Here is a 19,404-nt window from a genome sequence, read left to right as displayed (position 1 = left end):
TCGCGAACAAACGCCCCCCTCGCCCGGTCAGGGGCGATGCGGAAATGGATTGGGTGGATTCAGGCCGGCACCGCGAACGGGTGCCGGTTGGGATGCCGCCGGAGATACCGGCGGCGCTATTGCCCAGCGAGCTGGCTTACTTCAGCTTGCAGCTGCCGTTGGGCGCGGGCACCAGGGCCACGTCGTAGCGCTTTTCGATGACCGGGCGCGGCTGGCCGTCCACCACCTTGACCTGGCCGATGTAGCTCGGCAGCACCAGCTGGTTGTCCTCGGCGCGCATGCTGACCTTGCCGTACACGCTGTCGTAGCTTAGCCCGCGTAGCGCGGCAGCTACGTCGGCCGGCTTGACGCTGCCGGCCTTGCGCACACCCTCGAAGATCGCCTGCGCGCCGTTGTAGGCCTGGCCCTCGTTCTCGGTGGGCACGCGCTTGTACTTGGCCTTCCAGGCCGCCACGAAGGCTTGGTTGGCCGGCGTGTCGATCTCGGCGCCGTAGCCGATGTTGCCCCACACGCCCTTCGTGGCGTCACCGGTGGCCTTGACCACGAAGTCCATGATCGCGGCGTGGCCGATGATGCGCTTGCTGGTCAGGCCGAACTCCTTGGCCTGCTTGGTGAAGGCGATCAGGTCGCGACCAGCCAGCGCCACCCAAATGCCGTCCACGTTGGGGGCATCCTTGATCTGCGCGATGTAGGGGGCGAAGTCCTTGGTGCCGAGGGGCGGAAACAGGCTGACCGGGACGCTCTTGCCGAGGGACTTGGCCTGCTTGGCGAAGAACTCCGCCGAGTCGCGGCCCCAGGCGTAGTCGGCGGCAATGACCGCGAAGTTCTTCTCCTTCACGCCCTTCATCCACTCGGTGAACATCGCCATGTCCATCGCGTCGGAGTGGTTGGTGCGGAACATGCGCGGCTTGCAGGCCTCGCCGGTGAGCCGGTCGCCCTTGCTGGCGACGACCACGTACAGGGCGTTCCAGCGCTCCAGGTTCTGGGAGATGGCCTGGGAGATGGACGTCGGGATGGCGCCGATCAGCAGGTTGTTGCCGTCCCGCGCCAGCTTCTCGGCCACGCGGCGGCCGGCCTCCGGCGTGCTCTCGTCGTCGGCGACCTGAACGGCGACCTGCCGCCCGTCCACGCCGCCCTTGCGGTTGGCCTCTTCCGCCGCGAACTGGATGCCGCGCAGCACCTCCTCGCCCTGCTGGGCGAACACGCCGGACACCGAGCTGACCGCGCCGATGCGCAGCGGCTCCTTGTCCACCGCGGCGTGGGCGCCGAGGGGCGCGAGCGCGCCGACGGCGAGGGCGATGCAGGTCTTGCCGAACAGGTTGATGCTCTTCTTCATGGGTGTCTCCTCTGTTGTTGTGCTGGATGCATTGCGAGGGATACGCGGCCGTTCAGGCGACCACGTGTTCCTTGAGTTCGTGCATTACGGCGGCGTTCACCGCCCCCTGGCCGATCACCGCGCCTTTGGCCATCGCGTAGTAGCGATGGGCCACCCGCTCCACCAGGCTGAGGTTCTGCTCGATGAGCAGCAGCGCCGTGCCCAGGTCGGCCACCTGGTTGAAGATGGTCGCCAGCTGGTCGACGATCACCGGCGCGAGGCCTTCGGTCGGCTCGTCGAGGATCACCAGCGCCGGGTTCGACATCAGCGCCCGGCCGATCGCCAGCATCTGCTGCTGGCCGCCGGACAGCGCGGTGCCCGGCGTATGGGCGCGCTCGCGCAGGATCGGGAACAGCTCGTAGATGCGCGGGACGGTCCAGTGCCCCTTGCGCCCGGCGGCAGTGCCGAGGATCAGGTTCTCCTCGACGCTCAGGTTGGCGACGATGCCGCGCCCCTGGGGCACCACCGCCACGCCGAGGCCGGCCGCCACGTAGGGGCGCGGTTTCTTGAGGCCGCTGCCGCCGATTGCGATGCTGCCGCCGCGCAGGCTGGCCACCCCGAGCAAGGTGTTCACGCAGGTGGTCTTGCCGACCCCGTTGCGGCCGATCAGCGCCACCCGCTCGCCGGCGGCGATCTCCAGGCTCATGTCGTGCAGGATGTGGGCGGCGCCGTAGAAGGCATTGACCCGCTCGAATTTCAGCAGCGTGCTCATGCGGCGCTCCCCAGGTAGGCTTCCCGCACACGGGGATGGGCGCGTACCTCGGCCGGCGCGCCGCTGGCGATGACGCGACCGAGCTCCATCACGGTGACGGCGTTGGAAATGCCGAACACCACGTCCATGTCGTGTTCGACGAGGAGGATCGACACCTCGCGACGCCCGGTGAGCACCTTGAGGTGGTGCGCCAGGTCTTCCGACTCCTGCGCAGACAGGCCCGCCATCGGCTCGTCGAGGAGCAACAGCGAGGGCTGGCCGACCAGCGCCAGGGCAAGGTCGAGGCGGCGCTGCTCGCCGTAGCCCAGATCGCTGGCGGTCACCTGGGCCATGTCGAGCAGGTCGAGCTGGCGCAGCACTTCGCGGGCGTCGGCCTCAGGTTTGTCGGCGCCGATCTTCCACGACGCCAACTCCACCTGCGCACCGACCTTCATGCCATGAAAGATGCTGGTGCGCTGGAAGGAGCGTGACAGGCCGCGGCGGCGGCGCTCCAGCGCGCCAAGGGCGGTGACGTCCTCGCCGCGCAGGCGGACCCGGCCGCGGGTCGGCGGGCGCCGCCCGGTGATGGCGTCGATGATGGTGGACTTGCCGGCGCCGTTGGGGCCGATGAGGCCGCGCACCTCGCCGGGCGGAATGCTGATGGACACCCCATCCACAGCTTTGACGCCACCGTAGTGGACCGCCACGTCTTCGACTTCGAGGGAAAGTGCGCTCATGTCCGCTCCTTCAGTTTGTGGATGACAGCCGGTGTGGCCTGGGGCACGACGGCCTTGCGCCGGAACAGGCGGGCCAGCGCACCGCTGATGCCCTGGGGCGCGAAGACGATGACGACAATCAGCGCTACGCCGAAGATGGCCAGCCAGTGCTGGGCGAAGTCGCCCACCAGGTCGCGGCTCATGAAGAACACGATGGCGCCGAGGGCCGGGCCCCACAGGTAGCGGTAGCCGCCGATGATGACCATCATCAGCGCCGTGCCGGAGACGCTCCAGTGCATGCTCTCGGGGGACACGAAGGCGGTCTGGAAGGCCGACATCAGGCCGGCCAGCGCCGTCACGGTGCCCGACAGGGCGAAGATCAGCACCCGCGGCAGCAGGGTCTGGATGCCGATGAAGCGGGCCCGCTCCTCGTTGTCGCGGATGGCCTCGGTGGTGGCGCCGAAGCGGCTCGCCATCAGCGCGGCGACGATGCCGATGCTCAGCACCAGGCCGCTCCACGCGAAGTAGAACATCGCGTCCTGGCGGGTCAGCAGCGAGATGTCGAGGCCAAACAGGGTGTCGGGCCACGGGATGTTGATGCCGTCCGCCCCGCCGGTGAGGTTCCGCGAGCGGGACGCCACCTGGTAGAACATCTGCCCGAGGGCCAGGGTCAGCATGCCGAAGGCGATGCCCGGCACCCGCACCACCACGAAGCCGATCAGGAAGGCGAACAGCGCGATCCCGAAGAAGGCCGTGACCAGCGCCATCTCGGCCGACATCAGCTGGCGCTCCAGCAGGATCGCCACCACGTAGCCGCCCAGCCCGTAGAAGGCCGCGTGGCCGAAGCTGATCATGCCGTTCTGGCGCAGCAGGATGCCGACGCCGAGGGCGAAGATCGCGAAGATGGTGGCCTGAGTCAGCAGGGACAGCACGGTCTCCGACGTGACGGTGAGCGCCACGACGGCCCCCGCGGCGAGTGCCACCGCCACCCCGCCGGCAATGCGCCCGTTGGTGAGTTCGCGGCTCATACGCGGTTCCCGGCAAAACCCGCCGGCCTCCACAACAGCACAGCCATCATCAACACGTAGGGCAGCACAGTGGCGAATTCGGGCAGATAGACCGCGCCGACGGCCTGCACCTGGCCGAGCAGCAGCGCCGCGGCGAAGGCCCCGGACAGGCTGCCGAGGCCACCGGTGACCACCACCACGAAGGAGTCGATGATCACGTCGCTGCTCATCGACGGCGACAGGGACAGGAAAGGCGCCGCGATGATGCCGGCCAGCCCGGCCAGCGCGGTGCCGACGGCCACCACCAGGCCGCTGAGGCGATCCACATTGACGCCCTGCATGGAGGTGATGGTCGGCTCAGTGCTGGCGGCACGCACGAACAGGCCCATCTTCGAATAGCGCAGCCACAAGGTCAGCGCGCCGGCCACGACCAGGCCGAAGAAGATCACCGCGATGCGGTAGGCCGGCACCGACATGCCGAAAAGGTCCACCGAGGCACTCAGCAGATCCGGCGCCGGCACCGACAGGTTGCTCTTGCCCCACACCGTCTGCACCAGATCCTCGAGGACCAGCAGCAGGCCGAAGGTGACCAGGATGACGGTGAGCGGATCACGGTCCTGCAGCGGGCGGAAGGCGAAGCGGTCGAGGGCCAGGCCGAGCAGGCCCATCAGCAGCGGCACCGCCACCTGGGCGACCCAGAAGTTGGTATGGGACGCCACCGTGTAGCCCAGGTAGGCGCCGAGCATGTACAGGGAACCGTGGGCGAAATTCACCACCCGGCGCAGCCCGTAGATGAGGGCCAGGCCCGAGGACATTACGACGAGTAACGCCCCATAGACCAGCCCGTTGAAGATATTGATGCTTAACACGTGTCTCTCCTCCGTGGGATTGATGGTTTTCTGCTCCGGGTGGCGGACGCGATGGACGCAAGCATCCCCGCCCCGTCCCGGCGTGTTGCGGACGTGGTGTTCTCCTCCTTGGGTTGTGGGGACGGGCTCAGGGGCCGAGGGCGTTCTCGGGGGCGCCGAAGGCCAGCCAGCCGCCGTCGGCGTGTAACGTGGCGCCGGTGACGTAGCTGGCCCGTGGCGAGGCAAGAAAGGCGATGACCTCGGCGATCTCCTCGGGGCGCGCCATCCGCCCCAGCGGCGTGCGGGCCTCGATGGCGGCCGCGTCGAAGGCGCCACGCCGCTCCAGATCGTCGATCAGAGCGGTACGCACGTAGCCAGGCGCCACCGCATTGACACGGACCCCGCGGCGGGCCCACTCGCAGGCCATCGAGCGGGTCATCGCCGCGATGCCGGCCTTGGCCGCACCGTAGGCGTTGCGGCCAGGAATGCCGGCGACGGCGGCAATGGAGGCGAGGTTGACGATCGCCCCGCCGCCCTGCTCCACCATCACCTTGGCCACAGCACGGCTGAACAGGAAACTGCCACGCAGGTTGATGGCGAGCACCCGGTCGAAGCCTTCGACGCTCTGCTCCAGCGTCGGTACGGTCTGGTCGCCAATGCCCGCGTTGTTCACCAGCACATCCACGCGGCCGAATTCCTCGATGACGGCGCGCAGCACGGCGTCCACGTCAGCCTCGACGGAGACATCGGCCCGGTAGCCCCGGTGCGCGTCGCCCAGCTCATCGGCCCGTTGCCGCACGAGGTCCTCGCGCAGATCCACCAGCGCCACCCGGCAGCCATCGGCGGCCAGGGCCTGCGCGGTGGCCCAGCCGATGCCGTCAGCCGCGCCGGTGACGATGGCAACCCGTTGCAGGTCGGTGGCCATGGCTCAGCGCCCCCGCATCGTGGCGAGATCGGCCCGCCGGACCAGCCGGGTTTCCTGGGCGACGATCAGGTCCGCCGACGCCGCCAGATAGGCCGGAAAATCTGGATGAGTGTCGCGCGCCCGGCTGCGGCGTTCGTAGTCCGCCAGGTCTGCATAGGCCCACAGGTGCACGAACTGGTTCTGCGGCCCGACCAGGCTGGTGTACGCGCCGAGCGGGTTGCCAAGGGTTTCGAGGAGGATCGGCATCGCGAGCCGGTCGAAGACCTCCAGGAAAGCGTTCATCTTGCGCAGCCGGATGGTGTAGATGCGGTGGTCGATGAGCGGCAGCGCAGCGGGATCGAAATGCGGATTCATGCGGCCCTCCCGGCCTGGTCGGCGATGTGGTTGGCGGTGATGAAGCCGAAGGTCATGTTCGGCCCGTGGGTGATGCCTGCGCCCGGGTAGTTGCCGCCCATGATGCTGGCCCGGTCATTGCCGACCGCGTACAGCCCGACGATCGGCGCCCCGTCGCGGCGCAGCACCTCGCCGACCACGCTGGTCTTGATGCCGTCGAAGGTGCCCAGGTCGCCCATCACCACCTTGACCGCGAAGAACGGCCCCTGGCGGACCGGCGCCACACAGGGATTGGGCTTGTTGTCCGGGTCGGCCAAGTAGCGGTTGAAGGCGGTGCTGCCGCGCCCGAAGGCGGTGTCCTCGCCGCGTTCGGCGCCGACGTTGTAGTCGCGCACGGTGGCTTCGAGGCCGGCCGGGTCGATGCCGGCATTGCGCGCCAGCTCGGCCAGCGTGTCGCCCTTGATCAGGTAGCCGTTCTTGATGAAGCGGCCGATGGGCATCGGCGCCGGTTTGACGAAGCCGAGGCCGTACTTGCCGAGGGTCGGCTTGTCGCAGATCAGCCACATGGCGGTTTCGGGCTGGCCAGCGCAGGCGCGGATCAACGCCGCCCCGACGTCGTGGTAGGACTCGGCCTCGTTGGTGAAGCGCTTGCCATTGGCCAGCACGCCGATGATGCCGGGCTTGTAGCGGTCCAGCAGGTGCGGGAAGACGCCGAATTCACCATTGCCGTAGGGCACGCGGGAGACCGGCATCCACGCCGAGGTGTCCTTGAAGCGGATGTCCACAGCGGCGCCGGCGGCCTCGGCCATGTTCACGCCGTCGCCGGTGTTGCCTCGGGGCGTCGGCGACAGATGCTCACCGCCCCGCGCCAGGTGCGGATAGGCCTGGGCGATACGCTTGACGTCATGCGGGAAGCCACCGCAGGCCAGCACCACGCCATGCCGGGCGATGATGCGCCGCTCGCCGCTGGCGCCGCCGATCAATGCGCCGACAGCCTTACCCTGCTCCATCAGGATCTGCCGCGCCGGCGAGTCGGTGAGGATGGGGATGCCCAGGTCGAGGGCCGACTTGGCCAGCCGCGCGGCCAGCGCGTTGCCGCTGGTGACGTTGATGGCGCGGCGATACAGGGCCAGCTCCTTCATGTGGTTGGCGAGGCGCTTCGCCACGTACACAAAGGACGTGAACGACTTGGTGGCCTGGAAGAAGTGCTTCAGGTCGGCGTTCGACGAGTTGAACATCATCCCCATGAAGGTGATGGTCTTCAGCGGCAGCTTGAGGCGCGCCATGTCCGCGCCGAGGCCACGGATGTCGAAGGGCGCCGCCAGGATGGAGCGGCCGATCTCGACGCCGCCCTTCACCTTCGGGTGATAGTCCGGGTAGAGCGTCGGGACGAACTGCATCGCGGTCTCGCGCTCGAAGAACTCGACCATCTGCGGGCCGTTGGCGAGAAAGGCATCGACGGCGGCTTCGTCGTAGTACTGGCCGGTCTCGGCCATCAGGTAGGTCCTGACCGCCTCGCGGGTGTCGCGGGGGTTCTGCTTGCGCCCGTGCGGCCCGAGGGGAATCCACAGCACGCCGCCGGACAGCGCCGTGGTGCCGCCGAAGACGGGTTCCTTCTCGATGACGATGACGTCGAGGCCGCGTTTGCGGGCGGTGATCGCGGTGGCGAGGCCGGCCGCGCCGGAACCGACGACCAGCAGGTCGCAGTCGAGATGTGCGTTCATGCGTCTCTCCTCAGGCGGTCTGGTTGTAGCCAGGGCGCGGCACCATGTCCATCAGCATCGAGGACATGCCGCCATCCACCACCAGCTCGGCGCCGTTGATGTAGGCCGCCCGCGGGCTGGCCAGGTAGAGCGCCGCGTCGGCGATGTCCTGCGGCTCGCCGATGCGCCGGCTGGCGGTGACCGCCGCGCGCTTCTGCTCGAAACCGGGCTCCTCGTAGAAGCGCGCCGACAGCGGGGTACGGATCATGCCGGGGCACACCACGTTGCTGCGTACGCCCTTGTCGCCCCACTCCACCGCCATCTGGCGCGACAGCAGCAGCACGCCGGCCTTGCTGGCGCTGTAGGCGCCGCTGCGGGTCTGCGGAAAGTGGGCGGCGATCGACGCCACATGGACCACGCTGCCGCCGCCCTGCTCCGCCATCTGCGCCGCAAAGCTGCGGGCGCACAGCAGGTAGCCGGTGAGATTGACCGCCAGCACGCGGTTCCAGTCTTCCAGCGACACCGTATCCAGCCCGCCGGCAGAGAGCACGCCAGCGTTGTTGATGAGCGCGTCGCACGGCCCGAGGGACTCGGCGACCGCCGCCGCGGCCATCACCACCGCTTCGGCGCTGGAGGTGTCGCAGCCCAGGCCGACGGCTTCCGCACCGGCCGTGACGAGGCTTTCAGCGACGCCGCGGCAGCCTTCCGCATCCCGGTCGAGCAGCGCGACCTTCGCCCCGGCTTCGGCGAGGCTGCGGGCGATGGCCGCACCGATGCCGCTGGCGGCACCCGTCACGACACAGACTTTTCGATCCAACCCGAGCCAGCTCGATTTGTGCACCTGCATCATTTCGTGCGCTCCCCAGCAGGCAAGCCGGAATGCAAAACGTCACTCTCCAGCAAGCCTTGACGCTCATCCGCCAAGCCGCATTCAGACACTAATTGCCTGATTAGCCTTGAATTTATCGGTGAAACGGGTTTTGATATCATCACTCCACCTTATGTATTCATAAGTATTTTTGGTGGATTGAGTATCGAGGCAAACGCCTCCCCGTTGATTCACATTTCCGGCAGAAAACAGGACAAATCGTGCACACCCCAACACGCCGCACAGCGATTCCCAACTACGCCCTGTACGGCGATCAGGCCCAGCCGGGCTGGTACGACTCCTACGATTTCGAGTGGATTCCACAGCGCTCGCGCCCTTACAACTGGCAGATCCAGCCGCACACCCACGACGGCTTCCTGCAGATCCTGTACATGCAGAAAGGGCGCGGGGAAGTGCTGCTGAACAACACCAAGTGGCAGATGGTCGCGCCCTGTTTGGTAGTGGTACCGGCGCGCACCGTACATGGCTTCCACTACTCGGCCGATACCGACGGCCCGGTGATCACGGCGGCGCAGAAGCCGCTGGAGTCCCTCGCCGGCATGCTGATGCCGGAGCTGATCCAGACCATCCGCAGCCCGGCGGTGATCCCCCACGCGGAATCGAGCCGCTACGCCGACGGCCTGCTGCCACTCTTTCTCGCCGCCGAGAGGGAATTCCACACCCACGCCCAGGGCCACTCCGCCGCCGGCATGTCCCTGCTGACGGCGCTGCTGGTGCAGATCTCGCGTTTGAGCAGCGTCCTCGAACCGGCTCCAGTGGCCGCCCAGTCGCGCAAGGCTGCCCAGGTGGAACGCTTCCGGACCCTGGTGGATCAGAAGTTCCGCAGCCATCAACCGGTCTCGGATTACGCCAGCGCGATGGGCATGACGCCCGGCCAGCTGTCGCGCATCTGCCGCGAGCTGCTGGGCGTGTCGGCACTGGACGTGATCAATGCCCGCCTGATCCACGAAGCCCAGCGCGACCTCGTCTATACCCCCAACAGCGTCAAGCAGTTGGCGGCCTCCCTGGGCTTCAACGACGAAGCCTATTTCGGCCGCTTCTTCCGCAAACACACGAACATGAGCCCACGGGCCTTCCGCCAACAGGTCCTGCAGCAAATGCGCCAGCAGGATGGGGGTGAGCCGGCAGAAGGAGACGAGTTGAATTGAGCTCCTCTTCGCCTCAGCGGTGTCTGGAACATCAAGGGCGTTCCGCCCCAGTCAGTTGATAGCGACAACCGCAATACCGTCTGCCGGGGCCCTGCTGCATGTGAGCTCAAAAGTAGGGTTTTGATCCAAATCAGACATCACGATGCGGGATCTGCTACAAGCTCTAGCGCTAAGTCCCCACAATTCTCGCTGGCAATGGTCGCCAATCGCGTCTCCATCCATCGCCGCTGGCGCTGGTTACCGGCATCGATGATGGCGATTCAGTTTGACTGAAGTCAAACACCGTCCACGCTGTGGCCTAAAGCCATCGAACCTGCTCTCAAGACAGGCATTGAGGCGCCGATGAAAAACCGTCGGCTCGTCAAAAAATAGAAAGAAAACTATGAATGAAATTCGCAAGGGGTTCGGATCGAGCATTGCGGGCAAGCTCAATGCAGCCCTCACGATCATCATCTCAATCGTCTTCGTTGTCGCAGGCTTCTTACTGACATACTGGCTCGGCGACAGCCTGGAGCAACGGGGTATCAGGGAACTGCGGCTGACGAACCAGCAGATTACCGACATGATGGGCGCCTACGCCAGTTCCCTTGAGGAAAGCGCCAACCTGCTGGGTGCCTCATTTGCAGCCGGCCTGCCCAAAAGGATGAGCGTTGATTCAGCGCATCCTGTCACCTCAGGCGACAAAGCGCTACCGGCCCTGAAGGGAGGGGATATTGTCTTCAACAACAACTTCTCTCAGGTAGATGAGTTCTCCCGCGTCACAGGCGGTGTAGCAACGCTCTTCGTTCGTGAAGGCGATAACTTCTTCCGTGTAGCCACTTCGGTCAAGAACAAGGAGGGAGAGCGTGTCACGGGTTCCGCTCTGGATGTGAAGCATCCGGCGTACCGACTGTTACTTGACGGCAAGCCCTACGTGGGCAAAGCAACGCTGTTCGGCAAGGACTACATGACGCGCTACCTGCCCATCAACGACGAAGCGGGCAAAGTGATTGGAATCGCTTTTGTGGGCCTGGATCTCACCGAGAGCATCAAGGCCTTGAAGGAAAAGGTGCGGTCGGTGAAAGTGGGCGAAACAGGCTACGCCTTTGTGCTGGACGCCTCGGTCGTACCCGGCATGGCAGTGATTCACCCCGCCGCCGAAGGAAAGAACCTGATGGACGTGAAGGACAAGTACGGAGTACCTGTCGCCCGTACCCTCATAGAAAAAGGCAACGGTGTCACCCGCTACTGGTGGCAGAACGCGGGAGAGAAGGAGGCGCGAGAAAAGCTCGTTGTGGTCCAGCCCTTCGAAAAATGGGGTTGGCTGGTTGCCACCAGTGCCTATTCGGATGAGTTCGTCTCCGAGGTGCGAGCACTTCAGGTTCAGATCGCGATCGCCGCAATCGTCGTGACGCTGATCTTGGTGATGACGATGATGATCGCGACACGACGCTGGATCACTCACCCGCTGCGCAGTGCCCTTGCGGTGACTCAGCGCGTGGCCGATGGTGATCTGACCCAGCACATTCAGGCTGACTCCTCAGATGAAGTGGGCGAATTGCTACGCTCCGTCGATGGTATGAGCACTCACCTCAGAGGCATGATCGCGGAGATTGATGCAGGCATCCGCGGGCTGGCCGAAAGCGCTCACAAACTATCGACCGCCTCCGATGCAGTTGCAGCCAGCTCAGGGACACAGAGCCAGTCAGCCACGTTAATGGCCAGCGCCGTGGAACAGATGACGGCGAGCATTCAGCAGGTGGCCGAACATGCGCAATCCTGTCGAGGACTGGCAGAAAACTCGGGGACCGTTTCTGACTCCGGTAGTGAGGTTATCAATCAGGCTATCTCAAGCATGTCCATGATCGCTGATACGGTCAAAAAATCCGCCGGGGCGGTACTTCATCTGGGTGACGAATCCAAAGAAATCTCGCAGATCGTGAACGTAATCAGGGAAATAGCGGATCAGACCAATCTGCTGGCCTTGAATGCCGCCATCGAAGCCGCGCGTGCAGGCGAGGCCGGCCGTGGGTTTGCCGTTGTGGCAGATGAGGTGCGCAAGCTCGCGGAGAGGACCAGCTTGTCGACAACCGAGATCACCCGGATGGTTGACGATATCCAGGCCGGCGCAGAAAAAGCCGTTGAAAGCATGACCAGGGGTGAAGGGCAAGTTCAGGAAGGTGTTTCCCTCGCGGCTGAAGCCGGTGGCCGCATTGCAGATATCAAGACCGGAGCAACACAGGTCAGCGATGCAGTGATTGGGATTTCGGACGCACTGCGCGAACAAAGCGCGGCCAACCGGGAGATTGCCAGGAACGTGGAAACTATTGCCGAGCAAGCTGTGCAGAACCATGTTCAGGCCCGCTCCACCTCCGATGCAGCACGTGAAATGGAGGCGCTGACAACGCAAATCCGTGCAAGCATTTCCCGATTCAAGACTTGAGCATGCAAGCAGCCCAACGTTGTACCCGTAGCTCTACGCTGCACGAACCGGGGAAGAGCGTTCGTGCGGGTACAAGCTCGAACGGCCTCTATTGAGGGGCGCGTTGGGCGCTTGATGCTGCGTTGTTCTCAGCCATGCCCGCTTGCCTCGCGGTCCTGTGAGCTGTGAGCACTCTCCCGACCGAGGGACGGGCCGGTGGACCGATTCCCTTCCTGGGCACCAGTGGCCCCCGGAATCCCAATCCAGTGCTCCACTGCATTGGGACACATCACAAGAGCTACTAATTAACACATAAATTAGTAGCTTTTTGCTACCTGAAGCGCTGGACCTGGCATACACTAACCGCTACTAAAACACACATAAATTAGTAGCCACATGAAGATTCCCCTCTCGCCTCCAGACCCGACTGGTTTCCTGGCGAAGCTTCAACCCAATAAGCTCGCTCGACTGATCGAACTGCAGGAGGCCACAACTTCAGGGCGCTATCTGCACTGGGATGAGCTTCGGCACAGGGAGCCGCCAGAAGGCTTCTCCTCGGAAGAATGGTGGCTGTCGATCTGGTTGGCGCGAACTCCTCTCCTCAAGCTCCTGCCACTGCTGGACCGCCATGGACAGCCATTAAGGTTTGCCGTACCGGAGGCGGTGCAGATCCATTTGCACCACATCGACCGGGATGCCGCTGGCCAGATCCAGGCGCCAGCCAGCGCCCCAATCCATGAGAATCGTGAACGCTACCTGTTGCATTCACTGATCGAGGAAGCAATTACTTCCAGCCAGTTGGAAGGTGCTTCAACGACCCGGCGGGTAGCGGAAGCCATGCTGCTGGAAGGACGCCGCCCAAAGGACCGCAGCGAGGCGATGATCTTCAACAACTACACCGCGATGGAGCACATCCGGAGCCTGCGGGATCAACCCATCACCCCGGAACGCATCCTGGAGCTTCACCGGATGCTGACCGCCGACACGCTAGACGACCCTTCCGATGCCGGGCGCCTGCGGCAAAGCGACGACGTGAAAGTGGTAGATAACAGGAGTGGCACGGTTCTGCACGATCCCCCGCACTGGGCTGAACTTCCTTCACGCCTGGAGCGCCTGTGTGCCTTTGCAAATGCAGACGAAGGGAGTGCCCCTTTCGTGCATCCCGTCGTAAGAGCCATTCTGTTGCACTTCATGATTGGCTACGACCACCCTTTCGCGGATGGCAACGGGCGCACCGCTCGTGCGCTGTTTTACTGGGCCATGGCCCGGAGTGGCTACTGGCTGATGGAGTTTCTCTCCATCTCCCAGTTTCTACGCCAGGCGCCGGCTCAATACGTCACCGCCTACCTGCACACGGAAACCGATGGAGGGGACACAACCTACTTCATTCTCCATCAGCTCGGCACGATCCGTAAGTCCATCGAAGCGCTGTACGCCTACCTTGCCCGCAAGACCAACGAACAGAAAGATGCCCAGCGCCTGCTGGCTGGCTCACCGGCGCTTCGTGGACGACTCAACCACCGGCAGAGCACTCTCCTCACCCACGCCCTTCGCAATCCAGGCGAGGCGTATCGAGTCAGTGCACATCAGCAGTTTCACAGCGTGGTTTATCAAACGGCCCGAACCGACCTGCTCGAGCTGGAGGCCTTGGGCTTCCTCGACAAGTTCAAGCAAGGGCAATCCTTTGTCTTCTACGCTCCAGAGGATCTGAAAGAGCGCATTGAGCGTGCAGCGAAAAGATGAGGATGGGTCAAGTTACGTTCTTCGAGCAACGCCGGGCCCGTCCTGGCGTTTTGTTGTCTGGAGCAATCCAGTGCTCCACTACACCATGGAACACTCGCTTCAGCAGGGCTTCCGGATAGACGCCCAGCGCCAAGGTCTTCCGCTTGCCTGCAAAACGGTAGTCCATGCGCCAATACTTGGCGCCAGCGGTAGCGATCAGCAGGTACAGGCCCTTCTCCTCGCTGAGTTTCAGGGGCTTTTTGCCTGCCTTGGCCTGCTTGCACTGGGTATCGTTGAGCATCGCGAGGAGATCGGAAAGGCCTGCACGCTGAGTCGCGGCTACTGCGCCCGACACACCGTCATCGGAGAACCACTTGTTGACTGCGTAGCGGTCCGAGATGGTGCGCCGCTGGTTCTCGCAGGTCTGGTCGTCGGTGGAGACGCGGGGTTTGCCTTTTGAGCTGTGGCGAAAGTTCACACCGGGCTCTTACTGAGGAGCGCTCGACACCCTGATGTGCTGCTTGATGGATTATCTAACTAATTGGATAATTCCAGTCCATGAAAACGCTCCGCTTTGTCGGCTCCAGTCTTGATGACATCAAGGACTTCCCCGCCGAGGCTCGCCGGAGGCCGGCTTCGAGTTGCACGCGGTGCAGTCTGGCCTGATACCTTCCGACTTCAAGCCGATGCTGGCCGTTGGCTCCGGTGCCTATGAGATTCGTATCCATGTGCTCGCGGAATGGCGCGTGATCTACGTGGCCAAGTTTGATGATGCCGTGTACGTGCTGCACGCCTTCCACAAGAAGATTCAGAAGACACGCAAGGAAGACATTGAGCTGGCCGCCCGTCGTTACAAGCAGCTTGGAGGCTGAACCATGACCAACGAAGCAATCATCGAATCGAGCGGCAACGTGTTTGCAGACCTGGGCTTCTCTGCCGAAGAAGCCACTCTGCTGAACCTGCGAGCCGGCTTGATGGTGAGTTTGCGTGAAGCCATTGCCGAGAACGGTTGGACGCAGCAACAGGCCGCGGAACGGCTAGGGATCGGGCAGTCCCGCGTCTCCGACCTGGTACGCGGCAAGTACGACAAGTTCAGCCTCGACATGCTGGTGACACTGGCGACGCGGGCCGGGAAGCATGTGGAACTGGCGGTAGCGTAATCCGACGCCAGCGGGGGGCGACCGCTCACCGACCTAGACCGTATCCCATCTCTGCCGCCAGCCAGTTCAGAGCACTGGATTGTGATTCCAGGTGTCACGGTGCCCGGAACGGGAATCGAACCCGTAAGCCAGGCACCGGGGGAATCGAACCCCAGTCCGGGCTATCGATGTACCCAAACATCACCGTCCGAGCGACGGGAGCGTTTCCTTCATAACGCAGCGCTGGTTCGATCCCAGTACCGCCCATCTCCAAGATGCGGGACATAGGCCTACGTGACCTTGCACCCCATGCAAGTGCGCGACCCGTCCGTTCCATCCATTGAACTACTGAGCCACCACGAGCAGCCCGGCAGTGACCCCGCATGGTGTGCACGGGGCACTCCAGACAGCAAAACGCCGGGACATGCCCGGCGCTGGTGATGAACTGAACGCTTACAGGTGTCCGCCAATCGCCAAGCGGGCGATGTAGCCGGAGCGGGTTTCCCCGGCCGCCTTGGCGGCCCGGTCGAGACGGGAGAGCACCCGCCGCGGCAGGGTGATGTTCACCCGTTCGATCTGGTCATCGAGCATGGCCGGATCGATTTCGACCAGAGCCCAGATCCAGCCGACGAACTCCGGTCTCCCCTGATGCGCACCGATAGGCCGGGCCGGCGGGACAGCTTCGCCATCGTCCAGCAGCCCATCGATGTGCAGCTCGATGGCTTCGCGGGCGTGCTCGATGGCCTCATCGAGGGTATCGCCAGCAGAGAAGCAGCCGGGCAGATCGGGCACGACTACCCCCCAGGCGTGGGTATCGTCACCGGGTTCGATTGCAATCGGGTAGCGCATGGTCAGGATCTCCATTACTTCAGGCCGGCTTGCTTCAGGATGGAATGCAGCGTGCCGGGCGGCAGGTCTTTCTTCGGGTGCGGCACGGTGACCGGGTTGTTCTCCACCCGGCCGGTGGCGATGGCGTACAGGAAAATGTCGCTGGCCCGCTGGCGGACACGCTTGAGGGTCTCCAGGGCACCACGGGCTTCGACCTTCTTGAGCGTGGCCAGCATTTTGGCGGCGCTGATTTCGGCTATCGGGCGGCGCCCACGGCTGGGGAAGAGGTCTTACTCCAGGGATGTGAGCACCTTGGCCGCGTACGTCTCCACCCACTCGCCTTTCTGCTTCTCGTGCCATTCACGGGCGACGACTTCGAAGGAGGAGTCGGCCGCCACCTTACGGGCGATCTTTGCGGTGCGGCGGGCTTCGTCACGCTTCTGCCGGGCGAGCTTCAGGGAAACTTCCGGATAGACGCCGAGGGCGAGCAGCTTCTCTTTTCCGGAAAACCGGTACTTGAAGCGCCAGTACAGGGCTCCCGGTTTGGTGCCGACCAGCAGGAACAGGCCTTTCTCATCCCCCAGTTTGTAGGGCTTTTCGCCCGGCTGGGCCTTGCGGACTGCAGTATCAGTAAGGGGCAAAGACGCCTCCTGGGGGTATCTGCACGACCAAAAGTCAGGGGTATCAAAAAGCCCCCCCAGATGTACCCCCAAAGACCGTGAGATTCAGGGGTATGCGATGACACGGCATGATACGCCCGGAAAACAAAAAAGCCCGCAACGGCGGGCCTTTTCGTGTGTTTCTGATGCTGCTTGATACTGCCTGAACCAGTAGTTTGGTCCCCCCGACAGGAATCGAACCTGTATCTGGCGCTTAGGAGGCGCCCGTTCTATCCATTGAACTACGGAGAGCGAGGGCGGCATTCTAGCTTGGTGCGCAGCGATACGCCATGCCCATGGACGTCTATCGACAAATCAGCCCTAGCCGTCAATTTCGTGCGTAGGACAGGTGGAACTCCTCGATGCCGTCGAAATGCCGCAGCTCCGCAGACAAGGCGGCAATCGACATCGCCGAATCCTTGTTGAGCGCTACTGCCACGTAACGCCACTCTTCGCAGTCGTTAGAGCGATGGATCTGGATGGAGCCGGCAGCCACTTCATAGCCGCGTGCCCGGGCGATGGAAGACAGTACCGCCTCGTTGGGATGAAAACCCGCGCGGAAGCGCAGCACAATGGATACGGCGTGACGGGAAGGCAGCCATTTTTCCAGCCTCGACGCCCACATCATCAGCGCGGCGGAGAGCAACGTCAGCAGGATCGCTGCCGAATAGAAACCAACCCCGACCAGCACGCCGATCGCCGAAGAAGACCAGATCGACGCAGCGGTGGTCAGGCCGCTGATGTTGAGGCCCTCCTTCATGATCACCCCGGCGCCGAGGAAGCCGACGCCGGATACGATGCCCTGGATGACCCGCGTCGGATCGGGCGGCGCATGGCCGATCAGTTCCGTAAGCGCACTCCCACCGTACCAGGACCCCGGATAGCCGACGATTACCGTGAGCGCGCAGGACGCCATGCAGACCAGTCCATAGGTCCGCATGCCGGCAGCCCGGCCGTGGTAGCTACGTTCGTAACCGACCAGCAGGCCAAGCAGCAGCGCCCCGAGCAGATTGGAGAAAACGATGAGGTTGACCGCAATCTCTTTCGCCGACCAGTAATGCGCAAACAGATCGACCACGCTCGGCGATGCGGCGTTCATGCCCGCTCGGACGTGAGCAGATGCCCCAGCTTGCGTCGCTTGGTGGACAGGTAGCGCTGATTCCAGCAGTTATTGCCCACTTCCAGCGGAACACGCTCGACAACCTCGATTCCGACATCGGTCAGTGCGGCGACCTTGCGCGGATTGTTGGTCATCAGGCGCAGGGCGCCAACACCAAGATGCGCCAGCATGGGCTTGCACAGCTCATAGCTGCGCATATCGGCTGGAAAACCAAGCGCGGTATTGGCCTCGACGGTATCGGCCCCGCCGTCCTGCAACTGATAGGCGCGGATCTTGTTGATCAGGCCGATGCCACGGCCTTCCTGACGGAGATACATGAGCACGCCCCTGCCCGCCTTGGCGATCCGGCGCAGCGCCTCTTCGAGCTGCGCACCGCAATCGCAGCGCTGGCTGAACAACGCGTCACCGGTCAGGCATTCCGAATGAACGCGGGCCAGCACAGGTTCGCCGTTGGCGATGTCGCCCAGGGTCAGGGCAACGTGCTCCTTGTCGGTCCGCTCATCGACGAAACCGTGGAGTTGAAACTTGGCCCACTGCGTGGGTAATTCACAGGAGCCTACATACGAGAGTTGGGGGGCGATTTCACTCATTCTGGAACGGATCTTGAAACACAGGGGTTGATTCGGCGTACCGATACCCCGCACTGTAACCCCACTCGACGATTTGAAACAGAAGTGTGACGGCAAACCAGTTTTGCCAGGCGCACAACAATAGCGAGCCCGCGCTCATGCCGGGCAGCAAGGAACCCAGGAATGAACAAGACTCTGACCATCGTTTCAGCGCTGGCCGTCACGGGCTTGGCGGCAGGCGCGATCGCCCTTTACGCCGGCGCCATCGACGTTGCGGCCGACAAGCCACATGCTCCGCTGACCTATCGCCTGCTCGAATTTGCCCGTGAGCGCTCCATTGCGGTTCGGGCGCGCGACATCGAGCCGCCCGTCGATCTGGCCACTCCCGAACGCGTTCGCCGCGGCTCGGGAAACTACGACGCGATGTGTGTGGGATGTCACCTGTCGCCAGGCGCGGAAGACTCGGAAATCCGCAAGGGGCTGTATCCAACACCGCCCAGGCTTGCCGACAAGCCGGCCGCCGCGCTCGACCCGCAGTTTGCCCAGGCACGTCGGTTCTGGATCATCAAGCATGGCATCAAGGCGTCGGGCATGCCGGCCTGGTCCAAGGGGGGAATGGAGGACGAGGCGATCTGGGATCTGGTCGCGTTCATTCAGCAGCTGCCTGGACTGACTACTGCCGATTATCGTGCCCTGGTCGCCTCCAGCGAGGGGCACAGCCACGGTGGGCTGGATGAGCATCATGAAGGGCACGAGCATGACGACGACGATGACCACCATGAGCACAGCGAGCAGGCAGGCCGTCACGACGATGAGCCAGCATCGGCGCACGCCGGGAAGAAGCAGGGCCATACCCATCCGCCCGGCTTCAAGCATCAACACTGATCCGCTCAAGATTACAGAAATGTAATTTCCGGGACAGCTTCCCGTCGGTGAAGGCTTGCCAGAATGGGCCATCTCTTCAGCACCTCTGGAGCCAGTCATCATGAAAACGCCCCTTGGAATCATCCTCACAGCCCTATTTGCCGCAGCAGCGCTGCCGGCCCTCGCCGCCAACGACAAGCCTCAAACGGCCGACACCCACAACCACGGCAACCATGCCATGGCCCCGGCGACGCTGACTGAAGGCCTGGTGAAAAAGGTGGACAAGGCCGCCGGGCGCGTGACCCTGTCCCACGGCCCGCTGCCGAACGGCATGCCGGCGATGACGATGATGTTCCGCGTGAAGGATCCCGCATGGCTCGACCAGCTCAAGGCCGGCGACCAGATCCTCTTCGCGGCGGACCAGGTGAACGGTGCGATGACCGTCGTGGAATTGAAGCGCAAGTGAG

At 63.8% G+C, this 19,404-nt stretch carries 21 protein-coding genes, 1 tRNA gene and 1 pseudogene; 7 read left to right on the top strand and 16 right to left on the bottom strand.

Annotated elements, in window-relative coordinates:
• Positions 1 to 136: 136 nt before the first annotated feature.
• The 9 genes from AC1PQG_RS09580 to AC1PQG_RS09540 all read right to left on the bottom strand — a co-directional run bounded on the left by AC1PQG_RS09580 (position 137) and on the right by AC1PQG_RS09540 (position 8,448).
• Entirely contained in the window at positions 137 to 1,336 is a 1,200-nt protein-coding gene (locus tag AC1PQG_RS09580; RefSeq protein ID WP_481122332.1) for an ABC transporter substrate-binding protein, read from the bottom strand.
• A gap of 52 nt (positions 1,337 to 1,388) precedes the next feature.
• Entirely contained in the window at positions 1,389 to 2,087 is a 699-nt protein-coding gene (locus tag AC1PQG_RS09575) for an ABC transporter ATP-binding protein (protein ID WP_481122331.1), read from the bottom strand.
• The gene (locus AC1PQG_RS09570; RefSeq protein ID WP_374486046.1) at positions 2,084 to 2,803 is read right to left on the bottom strand and encodes an ABC transporter ATP-binding protein; all 720 of its coding nucleotides are present in this window, start codon (positions 2,801 to 2,803) and stop codon (positions 2,084 to 2,086) included. Before AC1PQG_RS09570 ends, AC1PQG_RS09575 begins: the two co-directional genes overlap by 4 nt.
• Positions 2,800 to 3,810 (bottom strand): branched-chain amino acid ABC transporter permease, encoded by a 1,011-nt coding sequence (locus tag AC1PQG_RS09565; RefSeq protein ID WP_481122330.1) that lies wholly within the window; start codon positions 3,808 to 3,810, stop codon positions 2,800 to 2,802. Before AC1PQG_RS09565 ends, AC1PQG_RS09570 begins: the two co-directional genes overlap by 4 nt.
• Positions 3,807 to 4,658 (bottom strand): branched-chain amino acid ABC transporter permease, encoded by an 852-nt coding sequence (locus AC1PQG_RS09560; RefSeq protein WP_481122329.1) that lies wholly within the window; start codon positions 4,656 to 4,658, stop codon positions 3,807 to 3,809. The genes AC1PQG_RS09565 and AC1PQG_RS09560 overlap by 4 nt, the downstream gene beginning before the upstream one ends.
• 127 nt (positions 4,659 to 4,785) lie before the next feature.
• Entirely contained in the window at positions 4,786 to 5,562 is a 777-nt protein-coding gene (locus AC1PQG_RS09555; RefSeq protein WP_481122328.1) for an SDR family NAD(P)-dependent oxidoreductase, read from the bottom strand.
• A 3-nt stretch (positions 5,563 to 5,565) separates the two neighbouring features.
• On the bottom strand, positions 5,566 to 5,916 hold the full coding sequence (locus AC1PQG_RS09550; protein WP_481122327.1) for an NIPSNAP family protein: 351 nt from the start codon (positions 5,914 to 5,916) through the stop codon (positions 5,566 to 5,568).
• A complete protein-coding gene (locus AC1PQG_RS09545; protein WP_481122326.1) occupies positions 5,913 to 7,619 on the bottom strand; it encodes an FAD-dependent oxidoreductase in 1,707 nt (568 codons plus the stop codon). Before AC1PQG_RS09545 ends, AC1PQG_RS09550 begins: the two co-directional genes overlap by 4 nt.
• 10 nt (positions 7,620 to 7,629) lie before the next feature.
• Entirely contained in the window at positions 7,630 to 8,448 is an 819-nt protein-coding gene (locus AC1PQG_RS09540; protein ID WP_481122325.1) for an SDR family NAD(P)-dependent oxidoreductase, read from the bottom strand.
• A gap of 239 nt (positions 8,449 to 8,687) precedes the next feature.
• On the opposite strand from AC1PQG_RS09540, the gene AC1PQG_RS09535 reads away from it, so the two are divergent.
• The 3 genes from AC1PQG_RS09535 to AC1PQG_RS09525 all read left to right on the top strand — a co-directional run bounded on the left by AC1PQG_RS09535 (position 8,688) and on the right by AC1PQG_RS09525 (position 13,779).
• Entirely contained in the window at positions 8,688 to 9,635 is a 948-nt protein-coding gene (locus tag AC1PQG_RS09535) for a helix-turn-helix domain-containing protein (protein ID WP_481122324.1), read from the top strand.
• 382 nt (positions 9,636 to 10,017) lie between these two features.
• On the top strand, positions 10,018 to 12,057 hold the full coding sequence (locus AC1PQG_RS09530) for a methyl-accepting chemotaxis protein (RefSeq protein WP_481122323.1): 2,040 nt from the start codon (positions 10,018 to 10,020) through the stop codon (positions 12,055 to 12,057).
• Between the two features lie 375 nt (positions 12,058 to 12,432).
• Complete coding sequence (locus AC1PQG_RS09525) at positions 12,433 to 13,779, top strand: Fic family protein (protein WP_481122322.1); 1,347 nt, start codon at positions 12,433 to 12,435, stop codon at positions 13,777 to 13,779.
• A gap of 7 nt (positions 13,780 to 13,786) precedes the next feature.
• Here the strand turns inward: AC1PQG_RS09525 and AC1PQG_RS09520 are convergent, their stop codons facing one another.
• Entirely contained in the window at positions 13,787 to 14,236 is a 450-nt protein-coding gene (locus AC1PQG_RS09520; protein ID WP_481122321.1) for an integrase arm-type DNA-binding domain-containing protein, read from the bottom strand.
• Positions 14,237 to 14,408: 172 nt separating this feature from the next.
• On the opposite strand from AC1PQG_RS09520, the gene AC1PQG_RS09515 reads away from it, so the two are divergent.
• On the top strand, positions 14,409 to 14,630 hold the full coding sequence (locus AC1PQG_RS09515; protein WP_481122992.1) for a type II toxin-antitoxin system RelE/ParE family toxin: 222 nt from the start codon (positions 14,409 to 14,411) through the stop codon (positions 14,628 to 14,630).
• A gap of 3 nt (positions 14,631 to 14,633) precedes the next feature.
• Positions 14,634 to 14,918, top strand: a complete 285-nt coding sequence (locus tag AC1PQG_RS09510; RefSeq protein ID WP_481122320.1) for a helix-turn-helix domain-containing protein — start codon at positions 14,634 to 14,636, stop codon at positions 14,916 to 14,918.
• Between the two features lie 432 nt (positions 14,919 to 15,350).
• Here AC1PQG_RS09510 and AC1PQG_RS09505 read toward each other — a convergent pair whose 3' ends face one another.
• The 6 genes and pseudogenes from AC1PQG_RS09505 to ribA form a co-directional block, all read right to left on the bottom strand.
• Positions 15,351 to 15,746 carry a type II toxin-antitoxin system HicB family antitoxin gene (locus AC1PQG_RS09505; protein ID WP_481122319.1) on the bottom strand — a complete coding sequence of 132 codons (396 nt, stop codon included), beginning with the start codon at positions 15,744 to 15,746 and terminating at the stop codon, positions 15,351 to 15,353.
• 14 nt (positions 15,747 to 15,760) lie between these two features.
• A pseudogene (locus AC1PQG_RS09500) lies at positions 15,761 to 16,003 on the bottom strand (phage integrase central domain-containing protein); the annotation flags it as partial.
• 12 nt (positions 16,004 to 16,015) lie between these two features.
• A complete protein-coding gene (locus AC1PQG_RS09495) occupies positions 16,016 to 16,366 on the bottom strand; it encodes an Arm DNA-binding domain-containing protein (RefSeq protein ID WP_481122318.1) in 351 nt (116 codons plus the stop codon).
• Positions 16,367 to 16,561: 195 nt separating this feature from the next.
• A tRNA-Arg gene (locus tag AC1PQG_RS09490) sits at positions 16,562 to 16,636 on the bottom strand.
• 76 nt (positions 16,637 to 16,712) lie between these two features.
• Positions 16,713 to 17,483 (bottom strand): MgtC/SapB family protein, encoded by a 771-nt coding sequence (locus tag AC1PQG_RS09485; RefSeq protein WP_481122317.1) that lies wholly within the window; start codon positions 17,481 to 17,483, stop codon positions 16,713 to 16,715.
• Positions 17,480 to 18,094 carry a GTP cyclohydrolase II gene (gene ribA / locus AC1PQG_RS09480; RefSeq protein ID WP_481114543.1) on the bottom strand — a complete coding sequence of 205 codons (615 nt, stop codon included), beginning with the start codon at positions 18,092 to 18,094 and terminating at the stop codon, positions 17,480 to 17,482. The genes AC1PQG_RS09485 and ribA overlap by 4 nt, the downstream gene beginning before the upstream one ends.
• A gap of 162 nt (positions 18,095 to 18,256) precedes the next feature.
• Here ribA and AC1PQG_RS09475 point away from each other — a divergent pair, with 162 nt between their 5' ends.
• Both AC1PQG_RS09475 and AC1PQG_RS09470 read left to right on the top strand, forming a co-directional pair.
• Positions 18,257 to 18,958 carry a c-type cytochrome gene (locus AC1PQG_RS09475; protein ID WP_481122316.1) on the top strand — a complete coding sequence of 234 codons (702 nt, stop codon included), beginning with the start codon at positions 18,257 to 18,259 and terminating at the stop codon, positions 18,956 to 18,958.
• A gap of 100 nt (positions 18,959 to 19,058) precedes the next feature.
• On the top strand, positions 19,059 to 19,403 hold the full coding sequence (locus AC1PQG_RS09470) for a copper-binding protein (RefSeq protein WP_481122315.1): 345 nt from the start codon (positions 19,059 to 19,061) through the stop codon (positions 19,401 to 19,403).
• Position 19,404: the final 1 nt, after the last annotated feature.

Source organism: Zoogloea sp. GDB6, from assembly GCF_056724105.1.
Note: the sequence above shows the minus strand (reverse complement) of the source record. Positions and strands in the feature narration are given on the sequence as shown.